The sequence below is a fragment of the Streptomyces sp. NPDC002911 genome, assembly GCF_053591835.1.
The window spans coordinates 109712-130962 of sequence record NZ_JBSFUO010000001.1 but is presented as its reverse complement, the minus strand read 5'-3'; the positions used below and the strand labels follow the sequence as shown (position 1 = coordinate 130962).

Sequence of the window (21251 nt, the reverse complement as noted above, 5' to 3'; positions counted from 1 at the left end):
TGAGGATCAGTCGTCGTCGCCGTCGTTGTCGTTGTCGTCGTTGTCGTCGTCCTGGTCCACGGTGACCTTGCCGCTCTTCGCGTCGACGTGCAGCTCGTGCTGCTTGCCGTCCTTGCCCGCGACATCGACGTCCCAGCGCAGGGCACCGCGCCGGTCGTCGTCGTCGTCCAGGTCCACCGACGTCACCGTGCCGGGCTGCGCGGCGAGGGCCGCCTTCACCGCCGCGTCCAGGGACACGGCGGCCGAACGGGAGGCGTGCTGGTCGCGGTCGTCGTTGTCGTCGTCCTCGCGGTCGGACAGCACTGTGCCGTTCCGTGCGTCCACGGACACGTCGTGCCAGACCTTGTCGGAGCCGTACACGTCGAGCTCCCAGACGGCGCGGTCGCGGTCGTCGTCGTCATCGTCCAGACCGGCCTCGGTCACCGTGCCGGGGACTGCCTTCAGCGCGGCGCCGACGGCCTCGTCCACGGTGAGCCGCTCGGTCTTCCGCTCGGCCGTCCGCTCCCCGGTGCTCCCGGCCACCCGGTCCGCCACGGCAGTCCGGTCGTCCTTGACGCTGCCGGCGGAGTCCGCGAAGGCCGCGGTGGCGGCGAGCCCGCCGCCGACGAGTACGGCCGCAGTGAGGGTGGCGATGGCGATGTTGCGCTTCATGGTGGGTTCCTCCCCGATGGGATGTGCTGTGCTGAGCGACGGGACCCACACTGGCCCGGCGATGCTGAACGCAGCCTGAAGCCACCTGAAGACTTCTTCAGGTTCGGTTTGGGAAGCTGTCCCCATGCGCCTGTTGATCGTGGAGGACGAGAAGCGTCTCGCGACGTCCCTCGCGAGAGGACTCACAGCCGAGGGCTTCGCCGTGGATGTCGTGCACGACGGTCTGGAGGGCCTGCACCTGGCCGGCCAGGGTGTCCACGACCTCGTGGTCCTCGACATCATGCTGCCCGGGATGAACGGCTACCGGATCTGCGCCGCCCTGCGCGCCGCCGGGCACGAGATGCCGATCCTGATGCTGACGGCGAAGGACGGGGAGTACGACGAGGCGGAGGGCCTCGACACGGGCGCCGACGACTATCTGACCAAACCGTTCTCGTACGTCGTGCTCGTCGCCCGGATCCGGGCGCTGCTGCGCCGCCGCGGCGGATCCGCCTCGCCGGTGCTGACAGCCGGCACGCTGCGGATGGACACCGCCGCCCGCCGGGTCCACCGTGGCGAGGACGAAGTCACGCTCACCACCAAGGAGTTCGCCGTCCTGGAACAGCTCGTCCTGCGCGCGGGCGAGGTGGTCAGCAAGGCCGACATCCTGGAGCACGTCTGGGACTTCGCCTACGAAGGGGACCCGAACATCGTCGAGGTCTACATCAGCACGCTGCGCCGCAAACTCGGCGCCGCGACGATCCGTACGGTACGGGGCGCGGGCTACCGGCTGGAGGTCCTGTGAGGTCCGTACGAGCCAGGGCCGCCCTGGGCGCCACCCTGGTCGTCGCCGTAGCGCTGATCGTCGCGGGGCTGGCCGTCCTGACGGTGCTGCGCGGCAACCTGACGGACAGGGCGGGCCTGGAGGCGGAGGTCGCCGCGCGCGAGGTGGCCGGGCAGATCGCCCTGGGCGTGCCGTACGCGGACCTGGAGCTGGGCGACGAGGACACCCACCCCGTCCAGGTGACCGACGAGTCGGGGCGCGTGGTGGCCGTCTCCCCGGACCTGGAGGCGATTTCGGGGACGGGCGCGGCCGGGGTCGTACCAGCGCCCTCCGCGCCGGCCCCGAGTCCGGGTGACGACGATGACGACGACGATGACGACGACCCGCCCCGCAGTGAGGTCTCCTCCGATCCGCCGGGCTTCACGAACGGCACCGCCACCGTCGACGGCGGGACGGCGGACTACCGCTTGGCCGCCGTCGAGGTGACGACCGGGCAGGGCGTCACCCTGACCGTCCACGCGGGCGCCCCGCTCGCGGCCGAGCAGGAGGCCGTGGACACCGTACGCACCTCGATGCTGACCGGACTGCCCCTCATGCTGCTCGTCGTCGCCGGAGTGACCTGGCTGGTCACCCGGCGCGCGCTGCGCCCGGTGGAGGGCATCCGGCAGGAGCTGGCCGCGATCACCGCGTCCGAGGATCTCAGCCGGCGCGTGCCCGAGCCGGACTCGCGGGACGAGATCGCACGGCTGGCCCGTACGACCAACGAGACCCTCACCGTGCTGGAGGCCTCGGTCGACCGGCAGCGGCGCTTCGTCGCCGACGCCTCGCACGAGCTGCGCAGCCCGATCGCCTCGCTGCGCACCCAGCTGGAGGTGGGGGAGGCCCACCCGGAGCTGCTGGACGTGTCCGGCGCGGTCGCCGACACCGTACGGCTGCAGGTGCTGGCCGCCGATCTGCTGCTGCTCGCCCGGCTGGACGCGGGGGAGCGGCCGGGGCGGGCGGCGGTCGGCCTGGCCGCACTGGTCCGCGAGGAGATCTCCCAGCGGGCCACGGACCGGATCCCGCCGGACGTGTCCGTCGCCGACGACAGTGGACCGCTCGAAGTCGCCGGTTCAAGGGGGCAGTTGGCGCGGGTGGTCGGTAATCTGCTGGACAACGCCCAGCGTCACGCGGAGCGTTCCGTCGCCGTGTCGGTGCGGGCGGACGGGGGAGATGTGCTCGTGGAGGTCACCGACGACGGGTCGGGCGTGCCCGAGGCCGAGCGGGACCGGATCTTCGAGCGTTTCGTGCGGCTGGACGACGCCCGCAGCCGGGACGACGGCGGAGCCGGGCTCGGCCTGGCCATCGCCCGCGATGTGGCCGCCCGGCACGGAGGCACACTCACGGTGGGCGAGGGGCCGGGCGGCGGTGCGCGGTTCACCCTGCGGCTGCCGGGGAAGCCGCAGGCCGGGCGGGAGGGGGCGGCGGAGGACTGCTGAGCGCCGGCCGGTTACGGCTTGCCGCGCCGCCCGCGCAGATGGTCCGCGATCGGGGTCAGCGCCGAGTGCAGTCCGGTGAGCTCCTCGGGGGAGAGCAGGTCCATGAAGTGCCTGCGGACCGACTCGACGTGGCGCGGCGCGACCTTCCGCATCGTCTCGCCGCCCAGGTCCGTGAGGACCGCGAACAGTCCGCGCCGGTCCGACTCGCAGTGCTCGCGCCGCACCAGGCCGGCGTTCTCCATACGGGTGATCTGGTGAGAGAGCCTGCTCTTGGACTGCAGGGTGGCGGCGGCGAGATCGCTCATCCGCATGCGCTGGTCTTCCGACTCCGAGAGGTTGACCAGGATCTCGTAGTCGTTCATGGTCAGGCCGAACGGCTGGAGGTCCTTCTCCAGCTGATGCGTCAGCAGCCTGCTGACGTCCAGGTGGGTGCGCCAGGCGCACTGCTCCGCATCGGTAAGCCACCGTGTGGCCGTCTCGGTCTCCATGTATGAATTCTACCTAAGATGTTGAAAGCCGGACGAAGTCTGGGAGTGTGACGCTGCGCACCCGCCTGTCGGGTGTCACACTCCGCAGACTACCGTTCACAGTCCGAAGCGGCGCTGGAGGTCCCCCAGCTGACCGGGCATGCGGGGTGTGGAGCCATGTTGACCACCGCTCCCGGGACCGCCGCCCGGCACACCCGGCTCGTGCGGGACGGCGCCGGTCGTCTGCTCCGGCATCAGTGCCTCGGTCGACTGAAGCAGCACCGTACCCGCCCCGACGAACTCGAACTGATGCTCCTCGCCCGAGGTGCCGCCGATCCCGGTCAGCGAGCGCAGCCCGCCCATCACGCCCGTCATGTAGCCGTGGTCGTAGTGGTGGCACGGCGAGGGGCAGTCCGCCCACCCCACCAGCGCCTGGGGGTCCACCCGGAGCGGCGGCTCCATGAAGACCACCGGGCCGTTGGACGCGGCGACGAACTTCCCCGTCCCGATCAGGGTCAGGAAATTCGGCACGATCGACTGCTTCAGCGCCAGCGTCGGCTGGTAGGCCAGCAGATTGCCGGAGCGGATCGTCAGGTTGCCGTCCTCCAGGTCGAAGGAGTTCACATCGAAGGCCCGGTCGGCGAGCAGCATCTTGCCGCTGCCCTCGGCCACCACCCAGTCGCTCGCGTGCAGCGGCGAGTGGAAGCTCGTACGGATCAGCCGCTCGAAGCGGCCGTGCCCGATGCCGTTGAATTCGATCTGCCCGTAATAGGCGATCATCTTGCCCTTCTGCAGGAACCACTGGCTCCCCTTGAGCTCCACGCAGAAGGTGTACGCGTTGACGTTGTCGTCCGACGGCAGCGTCATCGGGTCGAAAACCACCGGCGTGCTCACAGCTTCTCCTCCGACGCCTGGACGTACACCGCTCCGTTGCCGCTGAGCTCCAGCTGGAACGCCTCACCGGAACCGCGTCCCACCATGTCGCGCCAGCCGAGCGCGGTGGACAGCTTGTTGGTCACGTCCCCGTGGTGCGCGACGTACGCCTGCGGGTCCACATGGACCGGCCGGCCCGGCGTGATCGGCAGCTCGATCACCCCGCCGTGCGCCATCACGGCGACAGCGCCGTGGCCCTTGAGCGTCGTCGTGAACAGGCCCTGCCCGGTCACCTGGCCGCGCACCATGCCCATCACCCCGCCCTGCGAGCCCATGAACATGGTGCCCTGGTGGAGCGTCCCGTCGAAGGCGAGCAGCCGGTCGGCCTCCACGTAGAGGGTGTCGCCGGCCAGGCCGATCACCTGGATGTGGTGGCCCCCGTGGCCGAACATCACCGTGCCGTTGCCCTCGACCGTCATCAGCGGGGTCGCCTCGTTCGCCACCCGCCGGCCGATCATCGACCCCAGGCCGCCCTGGCCGCCCTGGATGTTCGGGGTGAACGAGACGTCGCCCCGGTACGCGAGCATCGCGCCGCGCTGGCTGTACATCTTCTGGCCGGGGCCCACCACGGCCTCGACCATCTTCGAGTTGATCTCACGGAACGGCATCAGACATCGCCCCCGACGGTGTTCCGCTCGCTGGGCTGTACGTAGACGAGGCCCTCGCCCTCGAAGCGGATCTGGAAGGACTCGCCCGAGCCCTCGCCCATGAGCGTCCGGAAGTTCACCCCGGACTGGAAGTGCTGCTGGAGCCTGCCCTGGTGGGCGATGTAGGCGCCGGGGTCCACGTTCAGCGGGTACCGGGGTGTCACCCGCAGCACCACTGCGGAGCCGTCCGACATGATCGCCGCCTGGCCGGTGCCCTCGACGGTCGTGGTGAACAGACCGTTGCCACTCGCCCCGCCGCGGAGGCCCGTGAAGGAGGTGCCGGTGCGCAGGCCGGCGTCGGTGGCCAGCAGATTGCTGGACTCGACGTACAGCGTCTCGCCGTGCAGCGAGACGAGGTTGATCTCGCTCGCCCGGTCGGCGAAATAGCAGGTGCCCTGCCCCTTCACCTCCATCATCACCATCTGCTCGCCGGTCACCCGGCGGGTCACCATGCCCCGCAGGCCCTCACCGCCGCCGGACATCTTCTTGAACGCCATCTGGCCGTCGTACGCCACCATCGAGCCGTTCTTCGCCTTGACGGCATCGCCCGTCAGGTCGACGGCGAGCGTCTTGCTGCCTTGAAGTCGAAACATCGCCACGGTGAGACGTTAGCCGCAGGAGAGGCCGGCGGACAGAGCCCCACGGCCGATCCGGCTCCCGAAATGAGCCTGATATGCGCGGATACGTTCGGTACGGGCCGGACGCGGACCCCCTGCCTGAAGAGCCCCGGGACGATGCCACAATGGCTGTGCTTGTGCCTGCTTTCACAAGCCGACACGCCCCTCCCACCGAAGGTGCCCTCGTGGACATCAAGACCGCTTCCGCCCTGCACCGGCTGCGCCTCATCTCGCTTCCCGAGGCGCTGTCCTTCCCCGCGCTCCTCATCTTCGGCTCGCTCCTCATGCGGGTCTCGGACATCGACTTCCTGATGCCGCCCCTCGGCGCGCTGCACGGCCTGCTCTTCACGATCTACGTGATCTTCCTGCTGGACGTATGGGTCAAGGCCAAGTGGCCCCTCAAGCGCGTCGCCCTGTTCTTCCTCCTCGCGGTCGTGCCCTTCGGTGGTCTCTACGGCGAGAAACTGCTCAAGAAGTACGAGGCCGACGGCGTCATCGCCGCCCGCGCCCGCGCCGAGGGCACGGTCAGCGCATGATCGTCGCCTTCTCCGTCAGTCCTCTGGGCGTCGGCGAGGACGTCGGAGAGTACGTCGCCGACGCCGTACGGGTCGTCCGCGAGTCCGGTCTGCCCAACCGCACGGACGCGATGTTCACCTCCGTCGAGGGCGAGTGGGACGAGGTCATGGACGTCGTCAAGCGCGCCGTCGCCGCCGTCGAGGCCCGCGCCGGCCGTGTCTCCCTGGTGCTGAAGGCCGATATCCGGCCGGGCGTCACCGACGGCCTGACCTCCAAGGTCGAGACGGTGGAGCGCCACCTGGCGGGCTGAGACCCCCGTCGGCCCCCGCACGCACGACGAGCCCCCACGCCCTCCGGCGCCGGGGGCTCGTCCCGTTCGGGCGAAGAAATCCGCTCGGTCGGACCTGCCGGGTCGCCACCTCGCCGGATCTCCCCTTCTGTGGGGACATCGGCATATCCGACCGTTGGAGGCCCGATGCCATCGGAAAGACCTGACCACGAATGTCGCAGCCGGCCTGCCGGCCGCACCGGCCGGCGCCGAATAAGGGCGGTCCCCCCGCTGACGCTCGCCCCCGTGCTCGCCGGACTGCTGCTCCTCCTCCTGGTCCTGCCCGCGCACCGGGCCGCACGCGGGCACGGCCGGGCGTGGCTCGCTCCCGCCGACTCCGTGATGCTGGTGTCCCTCGGTCTGCTCGCCGTGTGTGCGGCGGCCGGCCTCGCCCTGGTCGTGCACGCCGTGACGGTGGCCGGCGATCCGGTCCCGCCGATGCCCGAGCCCGGCACCCGGGTCGCCTTCCTCACCACGTACGTGCCCGGCCGGGAGCCGCTCTCCTCGGTGCGGGCGAACCTGGAGGGAGCCGTACGGATGAGGCACCCCGGGCCGCTGGACGTCTGGCTGCTCGACGAAGGGGACGATCCGGAGGCCCGGATGCTCTGCGCCGAACTGGGCGTGCACCACTTCACCCGCCTCGGGGTGCCCGAGTGGAACCGGGCACAGGGCCCGCACCAGGCCGGGACGAGGCACGGCAACCGCAACGCGTGGCTCGCCAAGCACGGTGACGCCTACGACTTCTTCGCGTCCGTGGACACCGACCACGTCCCGCTGCCGAACTTCCTGGAGCGGATGACGGGCTACTTCCGCGACCCGGACATGGCGTTCGTCGTCAGCCCCCGGCCCGGCGGGGACGACGACCTCCACGTGCTGGCGCAGCGCGCGGGCAACCGCTACGGCGCGGCCGTGTTCGCCGGTCCCGGCAGCGTCGTACGCGTCGCGGCGCTGCGCCAGGCCGGGGGCTTCCACGACTCGGTCACCGAGGACACGGCCACCGGGCTCGAGATCCACCACCGCCGCAACCCGCGGACCGGACGGTACTGGCGTTCCGTGCACACCCGGGACGTGGCGGTCTCCCGCGAAGGGCGCGCCTCGTCGGTGGACCGCCCCGGCCGACGGCCGCACCGGCCCGGGAGGGCGCTGCTGCGGCAGTACGGAGAGGCGCTGTTCCGGATGCCGCCCGGCCGGCTCCTCGGCTACACGCTGCTGGTCGTCCACCACCCCGTGGCCGTCCTCACCCGGCTGCTCGGTGTGCTGAGCTGTCTGGCGGCCCTCGCCCACCCGGCGGCCCGTGGCTGGTCGGTGCTCGCTCTGGTGATCGCCCTCGCACCGGGCGTGGTGCGGTCCTGCGCACTCCGGCGTGAGCGCGGGAACGACAGCGGGCCGATGGCCCCGCTCAGGGCTCCTGCGCCGCCAGAGCGATGCCCAGCGGTGTGCGCTCGTACAGCACCTGATGCCCGTAGCGCCGCGAGGTGAGCAGGCCCGCCGCGCGCAGCACCGCGAGATGGGCGGACACGGAGGACGGGGCGAGCGCGAGCCGGTGGGCAAGTGCGCTCGTCCCGGCCGGTTCGCCGAGGGCGCACAGCACGTCGGCGCGGGCCCGGCCCAGCAGCCGGGCGAGCGCGTCCGGCGCCCGGTCGGCGGACTCCGTCCACAGCCCGCCGATGCCGCGCGCCGGATAGATCACGGCGGGCCGCCAGGGCGGTTCGTGGCCGCCGACGACGTCCGGCCACACGAAGACGCTGGGCATCAGGACGAGGCCCTGGCCGCCCAGGACCCGGCTGTGGTTCCCCTGGGTGCCGACCACCGTCAGGGTCGAGTCCGTCCAGCGCAGCTGCGGGCTGATGTCGCCGAGCGTCCGTGGTGGCCCCGAAGGCCCTCGCGGGGCCGGCCGCGGAGTTCGTCCCGGTGCATCAGGTGGTCGCCGGCTCGGGCGTGCTCGGCACCGTCTGCACCCTCCTGCTGGTCGCGGAGGTCCGTAGAACACGCGTCCGGTACCGAAAGGCGAGACAGGGCTGACCCGCATGTGACCAGTGGGTAAGGTCGTGCCGTGCCGAAGCCGCTCAGCCTTCCCTTCGATCCCATCTCCCGCGCCGAAGAACTCTGGCAGCGGCGGTGGGGGCCGGTGCCCTCCATGGGCGCGATCACCTCGATCATGCGTGCGCAGCAGATCCTGCTGGCCGAGGTGGACGCGGTGGTCAAACCGTACGGGCTGACCTTCGCCCGGTACGAGGCGCTGGTCCTGCTCACCTTCTCCCAGGCCGGTGAGCTGCCGATGTCCAAGATCGGCGAGCGCCTGATGGTGCACCCCACCTCCGTGACGAACACGGTGGACCGGCTGGTGCGCTCGGGGCTGGTCGACAAGCGTCCCAACCCCAACGACGGCCGCGGGACCCTGGCCTCCATCACGGACAAGGGCCGCGAGGTCGTCGAGGCGGCCAGCCAGGACCTGATGGTGATGGACTTCGGGCTCGGTGCGTACGACGACGAGGAGTGCGCCGAGATCTTCGCGATGCTCCGGCCGCTGCGGGTGGCCGCCCAGGACTTCGAGGACAAGTAGCCGCGAGGACGGGGTGCTGCAAGATCGTCCCGGCCGCCCGGTTAGGCTCGATGCCATGAAACGCAGCGTGCTGACCCGCTATCGGGTGATGGCCTACGTCACCGCCGTCATGTTGATGATCCTGTGCGTGTGCATGGTCTTCAAGTACGGATTCGACACCGGCGAGAGCCTGACCTTCGCGGTCTCGCAGCTTCACGGCGTCCTGTTCATCATCTACCTGATCTTCGCCTTCGACCTCGGTTCCAAGGCGAAGTGGCCGATCGGCAAGCTGCTCTGGGTGCTGATCTCCGGCACGATCCCGACGGCCGCGTTCTTCGTCGAGCGCAAGGTCGTCCGGGAGGTCGAGCCGCTGATCACCGACGGCTCCGCACGGGCCGTCAAGGTCTGACCAGAGGTACCCGAACCGCCCCGCGCGATGCGCCGGGCGGTTTGCCGTCGACATTTACTAGGACGTCCTAGTAAATTTGAGCTATGGACGCTCACGCGATCGAGGAAGGCCGCCGTCGCTGGCAGGCCCGTTACGACAAGGCCCGCAAGCGCGACGCGGACTTCACCACGCTCTCCGGTGACCCGGTGGAGCCCGTGTACGGGCCCCGCCCCGGCGACACGTACGAGGGGTTCGAGCGGATCGGCTGGCCCGGCGAGTACCCCTTCACCCGGGGACTGCACGCCACCGGTTACCGAGGCCGCACCTGGACCATCCGCCAGTTCGCCGGCTTCGGCAACGCCGAGCAGACCAACGAGCGGTACAAGTCCATCCTGGCCAACGGCGGCGGTGGACTCAGCGTCGCCTTCGACATGCCGACCCTGATGGGCCGCGACTCCGACGACCCCCGCGCACTCGGCGAGGTCGGCCACTGCGGCGTCGCCATCGACTCCGCCGCCGACATGGAGGTCCTGTTCCAGGACATCCCGCTCGGCGACGTCACCACCTCCATGACGATCAGCGGACCCGCCGTCCCCGTCTTCTGCATGTACCTCGTCGCCGCCGAGCGCCAGGGCGTCGACCCGGCCGTACTCAACGGCACGCTCCAGACCGACATCTTCAAGGAGTACATCGCGCAGAAGGAGTGGCTCTTCCAGCCCGAGCCCCATCTGCGCCTCATCGGCGACCTGATGGAGCACTGCACGCGCGACATCCCCGCCTACAAGCCGCTCTCGGTCTCCGGCTACCACATCCGCGAGGCCGGGGCCACGGCCGCGCAGGAGCTCGCCTACACCCTCGCCGACGGCTTCGGGTACGTGGAGCTCGGTCTCTCGCGCGGTCTGGACGTCGACACCTTCGCCCCCGGGCTCTCCTTCTTCTTCGACGCGCACCTCGACTTCTTCGAGGAGATCGCCAAATTCCGCGCCGCCCGCCGGATCTGGGCCCGTTGGATGAAGGAGACCTACGGCGCGAAGACCGACAAGGCGCAGTGGCTCCGCTTCCACACCCAGACCGCCGGTGTCTCGCTCACCGCTCAGCAGCCGTACAACAACGTCGTACGCACCGCCGTGGAGGCGCTGTCCGCCGTCCTCGGCGGCACCAACTCCCTGCACACGAACGCCCTGGACGAGACGCTCGCCCTCCCGTCCGAGCAGGCGGCCGAGATCGCGCTGCGCACCCAGCAGGTGCTCATGGAGGAGACCGGTGTCGCCAACGTCGCCGACCCGCTGGGCGGTTCCTGGTACGTCGAGCAGCTCACCGACCGCATCGAGGCCGACGCCGAGAAGATCTTCGAGCAGATCAAGGAGCGCGGTACCCGGGCGCACCCGGACGGCAAGCACCCCATCGGACCGATGACCTCAGGAATCCTGCGCGGTATCGAGGACGGCTGGTTCACCGGCGAGACCGCCGAATCCGCCTTCCGGTACCAGCAGTCCCTGGAGAAGGGCGAGAAGCGGGTGGTCGGCGTCAACGTCCACCACGGGTCCGTCACCGGCGACCTGGAGATCCTGCGGGTCAGCCACGAGGTCGAGCGCGACCAGGTGCGTGAGCTCGCGGGGCGCAAGGAGGGCCGCGAGGACGCGAAGGTCCGTGGCGCGCTGGACGCGATGCTGGCTGCCGCTCGCGACGGCTCGAACATGATCGGGCCGATGCTGGACGCCGTACGGGCGGAGGCGACCCTCGGCGAGATCTGCGGGGTGCTGCGCGAGGAGTGGGGCGTCTACACGGAGCCGCCAGGCTTCTGACGGGCGGGTGTCAGTCCTTCGGCGGGTACGCCGCTCCCAGCCCCGAGAGCAGCAGATGGGTGAAGCGCCGGGCCCAGGCACAGTCCACGGGCTCGGCGCTCACCAACGTCCGGTGCACGACGGCGCCGGCGATCACGTCGAAGATCAGGTCGGCGGTGCGGGCCGCCACGATCGCGTCCGGCTCGGCGGGCAGCTCGCCACGCCGCTGGGCACGCTCGCGCCCCAGCAGTACGAGGTGTTTCTGCCGGGTCACGATCGAAGCGCGTATGCGATCCCGCAGCGCCTCGTCCCGTGTCGACTCGGCGACCACCGCCATCAGCGCCGTTTTGGTCTCCGGGCGCTCCAGCAGGGCCGCGAACTGCAGGACCACGGCATGCACATCGGCCGCGAGGCTGCCGAGGTCGGGCAGCTCCAGCTCGTCGAAGAGAACCGCGACCGCGTCCACCACCAGCTCGTTCTTGCCGGCCCAGCGGCGGTAGAGCGTCGTCTTGGCGACCCCTGCCCGCGCCGCCACATCGCCCATCGTCAGCTTCGACCAGCCGAGATCGACCAGCGACGCACGGGTCGCCTCCAGGATCGCGGCATCGGCCTCGGCGCTGCGAGGGCGTCCGGAACGGGCGGGTCCGGTGGGGCTGCGGCTCAGCATGCGGCGACCATACCGGCCGGTAAGTGCTGTTGACCGGCCCGGGAGCCCGTGAGACAGATCACCGCGCGCTCTTGCCCGTCAGGGGGTCCGGACAGTTACGCTACGGGGCGTAGCGTAAGGATCGACGGCTCGTCCGTCGTTACGCGACGACCGATCGACAGCCGCAGGTGCCGGGTGGGGACCCGGTGTCGAACACGGGGTTTTTCAGGGCCCCGGGACCGTTTCCGTCCGCCCGCCCCGCACACCGGCGTGGCTGTGGACGGAGGCGGTTCACGGATCGCTTTCCGGAACAGTGGGTGCAGGGGGGAGGATGTACGTATGCAGCCTAGGAACATGTCCATGAGCGGTGTCGTCGACCTCGCCGCTGTGAAGGCGGCCGGCGACGCCAAGGCGAAGGCGGAGCAGGCCCGCGCGGAGTCCGCCCGGCAGGGGGGCACCGGTGCCGTGGCACCCGCCTCCCTGGTGATCGACGTCGATGAGGCGGGCTTCGAGACCGACGTCCTCCAGCGCTCCACCGAAGTCCCCGTCGTCATCGACTTCTGGGCCGAGTGGTGCGAGCCGTGCAAGCAGCTCGGCCCGCTCCTGGAGCGTCTCGCCGCCGAGTACAACGGCCGTTTCGTGCTGGCCAAGGTCGATGTCGACGCCAACCAGATGCTGATGCAGCAGTTCGGGATCCAGGGCATCCCGGCGGTCTTCGCGGTAGTGGCCGGACAGGCCCTCCCGCTCTTCCAGGGCGCGGCCCCCGAGAGTCAGATCCGCCAGACGCTGGACCAGCTGATCCAGGTCGGCGAGGAGCGTTTCGGTCTCACCGGGATCGCCGTCGACCCGGACGCCGGAGCCGGAGGCGAGGAGAGCGAGCCGGCCGAGGTGCCCGCGGGCCCGTACGACGCACAGCTGGAAGCCGCCGCACAGGCGCTGGACGCCAACGACTTCACCGGCGCCGTCCAGTCGTACAAGAGCGTCCTGGCCGACGACCCGGTCAACACCGAGGCGAAGCTGGGCCTCGCCCAGGCCGAACTGCTGGGCCGCGTCGCGGGCATGGACCCGCAGCAGGTCCGCAAGGAGGCCGCGGAGAAGCCGACCGAGCCGGTGGCGCAGATGGCCGCCGCCGACCTGGACCTCGTGGGCGGCCACGTCGAGGACGCGTTCGGGCGGCTCGTCGAGACGGTCCGCCGTAATTTCGGCGACGACCGCGACGTCGTCCGGGTCCGCCTCCTGGAGCTCTTCGAGGTGATCGGCCCCGACGATCCTCGGGTCAGCGCGGCCCGGACCGCCCTGGCGCGTGTCTTGTTCTGATGTGACAACACGGCCGTGGAGCCCTTCGGGTGCCACGGCCGTTTTCGCGAGCGGACGACAATGAACGCCTCCGCTTTACCAAAACTTGGCAAAAGTGCCTACTGTTACTGGCAGTAAATCACCTGCAGGGGTCTGTCCGGTTTCAGGCTGTAATCCCAGCATTGCCGCGTCCCTCCGGTGCCACCCTGTGTGGCCGGATGATGCCGCCCTGTCGCGTCCTGGTAACCGCGTCGTTACTAGTCAGTAACCACCCCCCTTGTGTCATGGCCGCGAATGCACCACGATCGGCCACGCTCGGTCCAACACCCGCGGGCCCGACGGCCAGTCGGCGCAGGTGGGTCTGTTGGTTCCCCACCGGGTGGTCGGCGGCAGTGACGCCGATCGCGGACAGGGGGGTTCCTGCCCCTGGCAGGGCCTGTCCGAACCGGCTGTGCAGACGCGCGGCCAGTGGTTGTCGCTCGGGGGTGATCGCCGGTGATTCGGACGCGGTACGCGCCTCCGGTCCGGGCGCTCTCCTTCCCGAGGACGTAGCACTTCTCCCATCCCAGGACGGGCGCGATGCCCGTACCGGAGATGTACGTCCGAGAAGGAGGAAATTTATGAGTTCGCAGGTTCGCGGTGGTACCAGATGGAAGCGTTTCGCTCTGGTCATGGTGCCGAGCGTCGCGGCGACCGCTGCGGTGGGCATCGGCCTGGCACAGGGCGCCCTCGCGGCGTCGTTCAGCGTGTCCGGGCAGGAGTTCAAGGTCAAGGCCACCGAGCTCGAGGGCTGGGACTTCGTCCAGTACGGCAGCGTGGCCTCGGGCAAGACGCTCGACGGTAAGGACATGCACGCCCCGGTGGCGGTGTCGGGCTTCAGCAAGGCCTACATCTCCCACATGTGCCAGTCGGTCGTCACGCCCAAGGTGCCCGGTATCGGCACCGTGACGCTGAGGCTGGAGGCAGGCGGGGGCGAGGAGCGTGTCTTCGCCAAGGACCTCTACCTCGACGTGTCCGAGCTCGACGCCGACGCCGAGTTCAAGAACATCGACATCGGCGTGGCCGCGGGTTCCCTGCCCAAGGAGGACGGCAAGCCCGGTATTCAGCCGAACACCCAGGCCAACCCCAACGGCTTCTCGCAGCGCGCCGAGAAGGCTTTGCTGAAGAACGTCAGGCAGAAGGCGTGGGCCACGACGGCCGGCACCTTCAACCTCAGCGGACTGAAGCTGCGGCTGTCCACGGGCACCGACCAGGAGTGCTACTAAGCACGCCCGGGTGGCCGGAGCACGCACCGTCGGCTTCCGGCCACCCTCCCTTTCTTCTCTCACAGCAGTACCGGTTCCAGGGAGCTGTTTTCCATGAGCCCCGAGTCCACAGGGCAGAACGAGCACTACCTCACCGTCATTCGGCGGAAATTCCGCACGTGGCGGGGTAACCGGCCGTTCTGGGCGGGTCTGTTCACCATGGCGGGTGGCCTTCCCATCGCCTACTTCCCGTACGCCAACCTGCATCTCGGCAACGTCACGCTGGCGATGTCCACCACAGCCGGCGCCGGGTCGCTGATCATCGGGGTCCTGCTCGTCACGCTGGGTCTCACGATGTGGTTCCACCACATCGTGCGGGTGTTCGCCGGCGTCGCCGCGCTCCTGCTCGCCCTGGTATCCATACCCGTCGCCAACATAGGAGGCTTCGTCATCGGCTTCCTGCTCTCCCTCGTCGGTGGAGCTCTCTCCATCTCCTGGGCGCCGGGCGACGCGAAGGACGAACGGGCCCCGGAGGGGCCGCAGGCGCAGATGACCCGGAACGACGCCTCCGAGGCGTCGGAGCACTATCAGAAGTCCCACGACACGGCTGAGGCCTCGCGCAGGCCGATGCTGTTCGAGGCGGCGACGGAGGCCGACGGCGGGAGGCATCGTGCGGGGTGACGAACGGCAGTCGAACGGCTTCGGCCCGGAGGGTCTTCCGGAGCGAAGAGGGCCCCGTCACGCGGCGCCCAGGAAGTCACTCCTGACGAAGTTGCACATGCCCTCAGGCAAGAAGGCGTTCGCGCTCGCCGCGATGCCGACGGCCGTCTTCGTGGGCATGGGGCTCACCCCGAAGCTGGCCATGGCCGACGACAACTCGGACATCCCCTTCGCGCCCGGGCCCTGCGTGACCCGCTCCGACGAGCCGTCCGAGTCGCCGGAGCCGACCCCGAGCGCCACGCCGTCCGACGACGCCGGCAAGGACGACGCCGGCAAGGACGACGCCGGCAAGGACGACGCCGACAAGGACGACGCCGGCAAGGACGACGGGACCGCGGCGCCGAAGCCCACCGCGAGTACGAGCGCCTCCGGCGAGGACGCGCCCGCGGAGACCTCCGGGGACAAGGCCGCCCCGTCGGCCGCCCCCTCGCCCACCGAGTCGAAGAACCCCCTCGACCCGCTGGGTGTCGGTGACGCGCTCAAGGACCTCCTCGACGGAACGGACAAGGAGACGGCCGAGCCGTCCCCGAGCGCAACAAAGGAGACCCCGGAGCCGTCGGAGAGCGCCTCCACCACCAAGCCGGTGGAGGAGGCGACGGACGCGGCGAAGGACACGGTCGACAAGACCACCGACGCCATCCGTGAGGCGGCCGAGAAGGCGGGCAAGGACGTCGAGGAGCTCGACGACGACGTCAAGGGCCTCGATCCCGTGAAGGACGAGGCCATCCCGGAAGGCGCCAAGGAGCGCTTCCCCTGCCCGACCGCCGACCCCGAGGCGCTCGCCGCGGCCGAACTGGAGCCGGGCATCCCGCTGCTCCCCAACGACCCGTGGATCCTGGAGTCGTCACGGCTCACGCTCAACGGGCTCGACTACGCGGGCATCGTCGAGGTGCGGAAGGGGGACGGCAGCACCAAGAAGGTGCTGAAGTTCACCGCGAGCTCCATCGACATCAAGGACCTGCACCAGCTGACCACGGGCCCGGCCGGCACCACCGGTCACGTCAAGGCGCGTGAGGGCTCGACGTCCACCATCCGCAACGGCACGGTGACGATGTACACGGAGGAGCTGAAGGGCAACCTCTTCGGCCTCATCCCGATCACGTTCAGCCCGCAGACCCCGCCGCCGCTGAACGTCCCCTTCGCCTTCTTCACCGACGTGAAGGTGACCCAGGCCGGCCAGTTCGGCGGCACGCTCACCGTCCCCGGCCTGCAGAACTACTTCACCGGCGGCAACGGCTAGCCGGTGGTCCGGACCCGTCCAAGAGCCGCACGACGCCTGTGGCCCGCACCCCCGTTCTCACCGGGATGCGGGCCACAGTCGTCCACGCCGTACGGCCGGTCAGGCGCGCTCGCCGCTCAGGTGGTGCACCCGGACCATGTTGGTGGTGCCGGGGACGCCGGGAGGCGAGCCGGCCGTCATGACCATCGTGTCGCCGTCGTTGTAGCGGTTCAGCTTGAGCAGCTCCGCGTCCACGAGTTCGACCATGGCGTCCGTGTTGTCCACGTGCGGCACGACGTAGGACTCGACGCCCCAGCTCAGTGCCAGCTGGTTACGCGTGGACTCCTCCGTGGTGAAGGCCAGGATCGGCTGCGCCACGCGGTAGCGGGAGAGACGGCGGGCGGTGTCACCGGACTTGGTGAAGGCCACCAGCGCCTTGCCGTCCAGGAAGTCCGCGATCTCGCAGGCCGCGCGCGCCACCGAACCACCCTGCGTACGGGGCTTCTTGCCCGGCACCAGCGGCTGGAGGCCCTTGGACAGGAGCTCCTCCTCGGCGGCGACGACGATCTTCGACATCGTCTTGACCGTCTCGATCGGGTAGGCGCCGACGGAGGACTCCGCCGACAGCATGACCGCGTCCGCGCCGTCCAGGATCGCGTTGGCGACGTCGGACGCCTCGGCGCGGGTCGGCCGCGAGTTGGTGATCATCGACTCCATCATCTGGGTCGCCACGATCACCGGCTTGGCGTTGCGGCGGCACAGCTCGATGAGGCGCTTCTGCACCATCGGGACCTTCTCGAGCGGGTACTCGACGGCGAGGTCACCGCGGGCGACCATCACACCGTCGAAGGCGGCGACGACGCCCTCCATGTGCTCGACGGCCTGCGGCTTCTCGACCTTGGCGATGACGGGGACCCGGCGGCCCACCTCGTCCATCACCTTGTGCACGTCCTTGACGTCCTCGGCGTCCCGGACGAAGGACAGCGCCACCAGGTCGCAGCCCATCCGCAGGGCGAACCGCAGGTCTTCGACGTCCTTCTCGGAGAGCGCGGGGACGTTCACCGCCGCGCCCGGGAGGTTGATCCCCTTGTGGTCGGAGATGACACCGCCCTCGATGACGATGGAGGTGACCCGGGGGCCGTCGACCGAAACGACCTTCAGCTCGACGTTGCCGTCGTTGATCAGGATCGGGTCACCCTTGGTGACGTCGCCGGGCAGCCCCTTGTACGTGGTGCCGCAGATCGACTTGTCACCGGGGACGTCCTCGGAGGTGATGACGAACTCGTCCCCGCGGACCAGTTCGACAGGGCCCTCGGAGAACTTCCCGAGACGGATCTTGGGGCCCTGGAGGTCGGCGAGCACGCCGACCGCGCGGCCGGTCTCGGCGGCGGCCTTGCGGACCCGGTCGTAACGGCCTTGGTGCTCCTCGTGGGTACCGTGACTGAAGTTGAAACGAGCCACGCTCATGCCGGCCTCGATCAGAGCGACGAGCTGCTCATGGGAGTCGACGGCGGGACCGAGGGTGCAGACGATTTTGGAACGGCGCATGAGGCGGATCCTATCGGTTTGTTTCACTGCGGAATATTCCGTCTGGTGGAAGATACAAAAGGGCGCGGGGCCGCTCAGTTGTCGACCAGGGCGAAGGTCTGACCTGCGATCTCCAGCTCCTCGTCGGTAGGCACGACGGCGACCGCCACCCGCGCGTCCTCGGGCGAGACCAGCCGCGGTTCGCCGGACCGTACGGCGTTGCGGTCCGCGTCCACGGCCAGGCCGAAAGCTTCCAGTCCCGCGAGCGCAGCCTCCCGCACCGGGGCCGAGTTCTCCCCGACCCCCGCCGTGAACACCACCGCGTCCACCCGGCCGAGGACTGCCGAATAGGCGCCTATGTACTTCTTCAGCCGGTGGATGTAGATGTCGAACGCGAGCGTGGCACGCTCGTCGCCCTCGTCCACCCGGCGCCGGATCTCCCGCATGTCGTTGTCGCCGCAGAGGCCGACCAGGCCGCTCCTCTTGTTCAGCAGGACGTCGATCTCGTCCGTGGACATCCCCGCCACCCGCTTCAGGTGGAAGGTGACGGCCGGGTCGATGTCCCCCGAACGCGTACCCATGACCAGCCCTTCCAAGGGAGTCAGCCCCATGGACGTCTCCACGCACCGGCCTCCCGCCACCGCCGAGGCCGAGGCGCCGTTGCCCAGGTGCAGCACGATCACGTTCACGTCGGCCACCGGCCGGCCCAGCAGCTCGGCCGTCCGGCGCGACACGTACGCGTGCGAGGTGCCGTGGAAACCGTAGCGCCGGATGCGGTGCGCGTCGGCGGTCTCGACGTCGATCGCGTACCGCGCCGCGTACTCCGGCATCGTCGTGTGGAACGCCGTGTCGAAGACCGCGACCTGCGGCAGGTCCGGGCGCAGCGCCTGCGCCGTACGGATGCCGGTGATGTTCGCCGGGTTGTGCAGCGGGGCCACGGGGACGAGCCGTTCGATCTCCTTCAGCACCTCGTCGGTGATCACGGTGGGCTCGCTGAACTTCAGCCCGCCGTGCACCACGCGGTGCCCGATCGCCGCCAGCTCGGGGGAGTCCAGGCCGAGCCCGTCGGCCGCCAGTTCCTCGGCCGCTGCCTTCAGCGCCTGCTCGTGGTCGGCGATCCTGCCGGTGCGCTCGCGGCGCTCCCCGCTCCTCAACGGTGTGTGTACCAGCCGGGAGTCCGCCTCGCCGATCCGCTCGACCAGGCCGGTCGCCAGCCGTGCGCCGTCGCGCATGTCCAGGAGCTGGTACTTCACCGAGGAGGACCCCGAATTGAGGACGAGCACCCGGCTCGCCCGGTCGCCGGGGGTCTGCGTGGGGGTCATGCGGTCTGCTCCTCGTCCTGCGCCTGGATCGCTGTGATGGCCACGGTGGTCACGATGTCCTGTACGAGGGCGCCGCGCGAGAGGTCGTTGACCGGCTTGCGCAGCCCCTGCAGGACCGGGCCGACCGCGACGGCGCCCGCCGAACGCTGGACGGCCTTGTAGGTGTTGTTGCCGGTGTTGAGGTCCGGGAAGATCAGCACGGTCGCCCGGCCCGCCACCTCCGACGCCGGCAGCTTGGTCGCGGCGACGGACGGTTCGACCGCCGCGTCGTACTGGATCGGCCCCTCGATCCTCAGGTCCGGCCGGGAGGCGCGTACCCGCTCCGTGGCCTCCCGCACCTTGTCGACGTCGGCGCCGGTGCCGGAGGTGCCCGTCGAGTACGAGAGCATCGCGATCCGCGGGTCCACACCGAAGCGGGACGCGGTGACCGCCGACTGCACCGCGATGTCCGCCAGCTGCTCCGCGTTCGGGTCCGGGTTGACCGCGCAGTCGCCGTAGACCAGGACCTTGTCGGCGAGGCACATGAAGAACACCGAGGAGACGATCGAGGCGTCCGGCTTCGTCTTGATGATCTCGAAGGCGGGGCGGATCGTCGCGGCTGTGGAGTGCACCGAGCCGGAGACCATGCCGTCGGCCAGGCCCTCCTGGACCATCAGCGTGCCGAAGTAGTTGACGTCCGAGACGACGTCGTACGCCAGCTCCACCGTCACCCCGCGGTGCGCGCGCAGTTCGGCGTACCGCTCGGCGAAGCTCTGGCGCAGCTCGGAGGTCTGCGGATCGACGACCTGGGTCCCGCCGAGGTCGATGCCCAGGTCGGCGGCCTTCTTGCGGATGACGTCGGTGTCCCCGAGGAGGGTCAGGTCGCAGACGTCGCGGCGGAGCAGTACGTCGGCGGCGCGCAGGACGCGTTCCTCGGTGCCCTCGGGGAGAACGACCCGGCGCCTGTTCGAGCGCGCCTGTTCCAGCAGCTCGTGCTCGAACATCATGGGGGTGACCCGGCCGCTGCGGGCCACGGAGATGCGCTCCAGCAGGGCGCCGGTGTCCACATGACGCTCGAAGAGGCCGAGGGCGGTCTCCGCCTTGCGGGGCGTCGCCGCGTTCAGTTTGCCTTCCAGGGCGAAGAGTTCGGCCGCCGTGGGGAAGGATCCGCCGGCCACCGCGATGACCGGGGTGCCCGGTGCGAGGCGGGCCGCCAGCCGGAGTATCTCCTCGCCGGGGCGCTCGTTCAGGGTCAGCAGGACGCCCGCGATGGGCGGCGTACCGGCGCTGTGCGCGGCGAGCGAACCGACGACCAGGTCCGCGCGGTCGCCGGGGGTGACGACCATGCAGCCTGGCGTCAGGGCCTTCAGGAGGTTCGGCAGCATGGCGCCGCCGAACACGAAGTCCAGCGCGTCCCTGGCCAGACCCGAGTCGTCGCCGAGCAGAACCGTTCCGCCCAGTGCTGTGGTGATCTGGGCGACGGTGGGCGCGGAGAGCGCGGGATCGTCCGGCAGCACGGAACAGGGGACCGGGAGCTGCGCCTTCAGCCGGTCGGCGATGTCCGCGCGGTCGCCGGACGCCACCCGGTTCACGATCATCGCCAGGACGTCGCAGCCGAGACCGGCGTACGCCCGGTAGGCGTTGCGCGTCTCGGCCCGTACCGACTCGGCTTCCTGGTCCTTGCCGCCGACCACCGCGATCACCGAGGCGCCGAACTCGTTGGCGAGCCTGGCGTTCAGGGCCAGTTCGTCGGGGAGCTGGGTGGCGGCGAAGTCGCTGCCGAGGACCAGCACCACCTCGTAGTCGCGGGCCACCCGGTGGAACCGCTCGACGAGCAGCGAGACCAGCTCGTCCGTGCCCTTCTCCGCCTGGACGGCGGAGGCCTGCTGGTAGTCGAGGCCGAAGACCGTCTCCGGGCTCTGCGAGAGCCGGTAGCGGGCCCGCAGCAGCTCGAACAGCCGGTCGGGCCCGTCGTGGATCAGCGGCCGGAAGACACCGACCCGGTCCACCTGACGCGTCAGTAGCTCCATGACTCCCAGATCGACGACCTGTCGGCCGTCCCCCCGGTCGATCCCGGTCACGTACACGCTGCGCGCCACGCGTGGTCTCCCGTCCTGTATGGCTGGCATTGTCCCTTTGACGATACCTACCGGGGCAGGTGGGCCGCCCGCCGGGCACCGATCC

At 70.1% G+C, this 21251-nt stretch carries 21 protein-coding genes and 2 pseudogenes; 13 read left to right on the top strand and 10 right to left on the bottom strand.

Going from position 1 to position 21251, the window contains the following annotated elements:
• Positions 1-6 precede the first annotated feature (6 nt).
• Complete coding sequence (locus ACWD04_RS00550) at positions 7-651, bottom strand: PepSY domain-containing protein (protein ID WP_451126586.1); 645 nt, start codon at positions 649-651, stop codon at positions 7-9.
• A 124-nt stretch (positions 652-775) separates the two neighbouring features.
• Here ACWD04_RS00550 and ACWD04_RS00545 point away from each other — a divergent pair, with 124 nt between their 5' ends.
• Both ACWD04_RS00545 and ACWD04_RS00540 read left to right on the top strand, forming a co-directional pair.
• Positions 776-1435 carry a response regulator transcription factor gene (locus ACWD04_RS00545; protein ID WP_451126584.1) on the top strand — a complete coding sequence of 220 codons (660 nt, stop codon included), beginning with the start codon at positions 776-778 and terminating at the stop codon, positions 1433-1435.
• Positions 1432-2892 carry an ATP-binding protein gene (locus ACWD04_RS00540; RefSeq protein WP_451126582.1) on the top strand — a complete coding sequence of 487 codons (1461 nt, stop codon included), beginning with the start codon at positions 1432-1434 and terminating at the stop codon, positions 2890-2892. Before ACWD04_RS00545 ends, ACWD04_RS00540 begins: the two co-directional genes overlap by 4 nt.
• Before the next feature lie 11 nt (positions 2893-2903).
• Here ACWD04_RS00540 and ACWD04_RS00535 read toward each other — a convergent pair whose 3' ends face one another.
• From ACWD04_RS00535 to ACWD04_RS00520, 4 genes are all read right to left on the bottom strand, one after another.
• Entirely contained in the window at positions 2904-3380 is a 477-nt protein-coding gene (locus tag ACWD04_RS00535; RefSeq protein WP_451126580.1) for a MarR family winged helix-turn-helix transcriptional regulator, read from the bottom strand.
• Between the two features lie 96 nt (positions 3381-3476).
• The gene (locus ACWD04_RS00530) at positions 3477-4253 is read right to left on the bottom strand and encodes an AIM24 family protein (protein WP_451126578.1); all 777 of its coding nucleotides are present in this window, start codon (positions 4251-4253) and stop codon (positions 3477-3479) included.
• Positions 4250-4900, bottom strand: a complete 651-nt coding sequence (locus ACWD04_RS00525; RefSeq protein ID WP_451126576.1) for an AIM24 family protein — start codon at positions 4898-4900, stop codon at positions 4250-4252. Before ACWD04_RS00525 ends, ACWD04_RS00530 begins: the two co-directional genes overlap by 4 nt.
• Positions 4900-5532, bottom strand: coding sequence for an AIM24 family protein (locus ACWD04_RS00520; RefSeq protein WP_451127414.1), 633 nt, complete (start codon positions 5530-5532; stop codon positions 4900-4902). Before ACWD04_RS00520 ends, ACWD04_RS00525 begins: the two co-directional genes overlap by 1 nt.
• A gap of 209 nt (positions 5533-5741) precedes the next feature.
• Between ACWD04_RS00520 and ACWD04_RS00515 the strand changes: the two genes are divergently transcribed.
• The 3 genes from ACWD04_RS00515 (at position 5742) to ACWD04_RS00505 (ending at position 7879) form a co-directional block, all read left to right on the top strand.
• Positions 5742-6092 (top strand): DUF3817 domain-containing protein, encoded by a 351-nt coding sequence (locus ACWD04_RS00515; protein WP_325746621.1) that lies wholly within the window; start codon positions 5742-5744, stop codon positions 6090-6092.
• Positions 6089-6382 (top strand): MTH1187 family thiamine-binding protein, encoded by a 294-nt coding sequence (locus tag ACWD04_RS00510; protein ID WP_031091528.1) that lies wholly within the window; start codon positions 6089-6091, stop codon positions 6380-6382. Before ACWD04_RS00515 ends, ACWD04_RS00510 begins: the two co-directional genes overlap by 4 nt.
• 264 nt (positions 6383-6646) lie before the next feature.
• Positions 6647-7879 carry a glycosyl transferase gene (locus tag ACWD04_RS00505; RefSeq protein WP_451126573.1) on the top strand — a complete coding sequence of 411 codons (1233 nt, stop codon included), beginning with the start codon at positions 6647-6649 and terminating at the stop codon, positions 7877-7879.
• On the opposite strand, the pseudogene ACWD04_RS00500 reads toward ACWD04_RS00505, so the two are convergent.
• Positions 7800-8258 (bottom strand): annotated as a pseudogene (locus ACWD04_RS00500) (ArsR family transcriptional regulator); the annotation flags it as partial. The gene ACWD04_RS00505 and the pseudogene ACWD04_RS00500 sit on opposite strands and share 80 nt — an antisense overlap.
• A 20-nt stretch (positions 8259-8278) precedes the next feature.
• Between ACWD04_RS00500 and ACWD04_RS00495 the strand changes: the two are divergent.
• The 4 genes and pseudogenes from ACWD04_RS00495 to ACWD04_RS00480 all read left to right on the top strand — a co-directional run.
• Positions 8279-8444: pseudogene (locus ACWD04_RS00495) on the top strand (MFS transporter); the annotation flags it as partial.
• A 9-nt stretch (positions 8445-8453) separates the two neighbouring features.
• Positions 8454-8963 carry a MarR family winged helix-turn-helix transcriptional regulator gene (locus ACWD04_RS00490; protein WP_451126571.1) on the top strand — a complete coding sequence of 170 codons (510 nt, stop codon included), beginning with the start codon at positions 8454-8456 and terminating at the stop codon, positions 8961-8963.
• A 55-nt stretch (positions 8964-9018) separates the two neighbouring features.
• Entirely contained in the window at positions 9019-9351 is a 333-nt protein-coding gene (locus tag ACWD04_RS00485; RefSeq protein WP_451126569.1) for a DUF3817 domain-containing protein, read from the top strand.
• An 83-nt stretch (positions 9352-9434) separates the two neighbouring features.
• Positions 9435-11135, top strand: coding sequence for an acyl-CoA mutase large subunit family protein (locus ACWD04_RS00480; protein ID WP_451126567.1), 1701 nt, complete (start codon positions 9435-9437; stop codon positions 11133-11135).
• 10 nt (positions 11136-11145) lie between these two features.
• On the opposite strand, the gene ACWD04_RS00475 is transcribed toward ACWD04_RS00480, so the two are convergent.
• Entirely contained in the window at positions 11146-11781 is a 636-nt protein-coding gene (locus ACWD04_RS00475; RefSeq protein WP_451126565.1) for a TetR/AcrR family transcriptional regulator, read from the bottom strand.
• A gap of 318 nt (positions 11782-12099) precedes the next feature.
• On the opposite strand from ACWD04_RS00475, the gene ACWD04_RS00470 reads away from it, so the two are divergent.
• From ACWD04_RS00470 to ACWD04_RS00455, 4 genes are all read left to right on the top strand, one after another.
• Positions 12100-13077, top strand: a complete 978-nt coding sequence (locus ACWD04_RS00470; RefSeq protein WP_451126563.1) for a tetratricopeptide repeat protein — start codon at positions 12100-12102, stop codon at positions 13075-13077.
• A 599-nt stretch (positions 13078-13676) separates the two neighbouring features.
• Positions 13677-14321, top strand: a complete 645-nt coding sequence (locus ACWD04_RS00465; RefSeq protein ID WP_451126561.1) for a DUF6230 family protein — start codon at positions 13677-13679, stop codon at positions 14319-14321.
• A gap of 93 nt (positions 14322-14414) precedes the next feature.
• Positions 14415-14981: a DUF6114 domain-containing protein gene (locus ACWD04_RS00460; protein WP_451126559.1), complete on the top strand. Its 567-nt coding sequence runs from the start codon at positions 14415-14417 to the stop codon at positions 14979-14981.
• A complete protein-coding gene (locus ACWD04_RS00455; protein ID WP_451126557.1) occupies positions 14971-16260 on the top strand; it encodes a hypothetical protein in 1290 nt (429 codons plus the stop codon). The genes ACWD04_RS00460 and ACWD04_RS00455 overlap by 11 nt, the downstream gene beginning before the upstream one ends.
• Positions 16261-16359: 99 nt before the next feature.
• Here the strand turns inward: ACWD04_RS00455 and pyk are convergent, their stop codons facing one another.
• The 3 genes from pyk to pta form a co-directional block, all read right to left on the bottom strand.
• Positions 16360-17787 (bottom strand): pyruvate kinase, encoded by a 1428-nt coding sequence (pyk, locus tag ACWD04_RS00450; protein ID WP_451126555.1) that lies wholly within the window; start codon positions 17785-17787, stop codon positions 16360-16362.
• 74 nt (positions 17788-17861) lie between these two features.
• Complete coding sequence (locus ACWD04_RS00445; RefSeq protein WP_451126553.1) at positions 17862-19088, bottom strand: acetate kinase; 1227 nt, start codon at positions 19086-19088, stop codon at positions 17862-17864.
• Positions 19085-21166, bottom strand: a complete 2082-nt coding sequence (gene pta, locus ACWD04_RS00440) for a phosphate acetyltransferase (RefSeq protein ID WP_451126551.1) — start codon at positions 21164-21166, stop codon at positions 19085-19087. Before pta ends, ACWD04_RS00445 begins: the two co-directional genes overlap by 4 nt.
• Between the last annotated feature and the right edge of the window lie 85 nt (positions 21167-21251).

What these genes read in the sequence shown, in the direction of transcription:
- ACWD04_RS00445 (WP_451126553.1), bottom strand. Translation starts at nt 19,088, where the DNA reads ATGACCCCCACGCAGACCCCCGGCGACCGGGCGAGCCGGGTGCTCGTC.
- ACWD04_RS00475 (WP_451126565.1), bottom strand. Translation starts at nt 11,781, where the DNA reads ATGCTGAGCCGCAGCCCCACCGGACCCGCCCGTTCCGGACGCCCTCGC.
- ACWD04_RS00550 (WP_451126586.1), bottom strand. Translation starts at nt 651, where the DNA reads ATGAAGCGCAACATCGCCATCGCCACCCTCACTGCGGCCGTACTCGTC.
- ACWD04_RS00520 (WP_451127414.1), bottom strand. Translation starts at nt 5,532, where the DNA reads ATGTTTCGACTTCAAGGCAGCAAGACGCTCGCCGTCGACCTGACGGGC.
- ACWD04_RS00465 (WP_451126561.1), top strand. Translation starts at nt 13,677, where the DNA reads ATGAGTTCGCAGGTTCGCGGTGGTACCAGATGGAAGCGTTTCGCTCTG.
- ACWD04_RS00535 (WP_451126580.1), bottom strand. Translation starts at nt 3,380, where the DNA reads ATGGAGACCGAGACGGCCACACGGTGGCTTACCGATGCGGAGCAGTGC.
- ACWD04_RS00480 (WP_451126567.1), top strand. Translation starts at nt 9,435, where the DNA reads ATGGACGCTCACGCGATCGAGGAAGGCCGCCGTCGCTGGCAGGCCCGT.
- ACWD04_RS00510 (WP_031091528.1), top strand. Translation starts at nt 6,089, where the DNA reads ATGATCGTCGCCTTCTCCGTCAGTCCTCTGGGCGTCGGCGAGGACGTC.
- ACWD04_RS00485 (WP_451126569.1), top strand. Translation starts at nt 9,019, where the DNA reads ATGAAACGCAGCGTGCTGACCCGCTATCGGGTGATGGCCTACGTCACC.
- ACWD04_RS00545 (WP_451126584.1), top strand. Translation starts at nt 776, where the DNA reads ATGCGCCTGTTGATCGTGGAGGACGAGAAGCGTCTCGCGACGTCCCTC.
- ACWD04_RS00525 (WP_451126576.1), bottom strand. Translation starts at nt 4,900, where the DNA reads ATGCCGTTCCGTGAGATCAACTCGAAGATGGTCGAGGCCGTGGTGGGC.
- ACWD04_RS00470 (WP_451126563.1), top strand. Translation starts at nt 12,100, where the DNA reads ATGCAGCCTAGGAACATGTCCATGAGCGGTGTCGTCGACCTCGCCGCT.
- pyk (WP_451126555.1), bottom strand. Translation starts at nt 17,787, where the DNA reads ATGCGCCGTTCCAAAATCGTCTGCACCCTCGGTCCCGCCGTCGACTCC.
- ACWD04_RS00460 (WP_451126559.1), top strand. Translation starts at nt 14,415, where the DNA reads ATGAGCCCCGAGTCCACAGGGCAGAACGAGCACTACCTCACCGTCATT.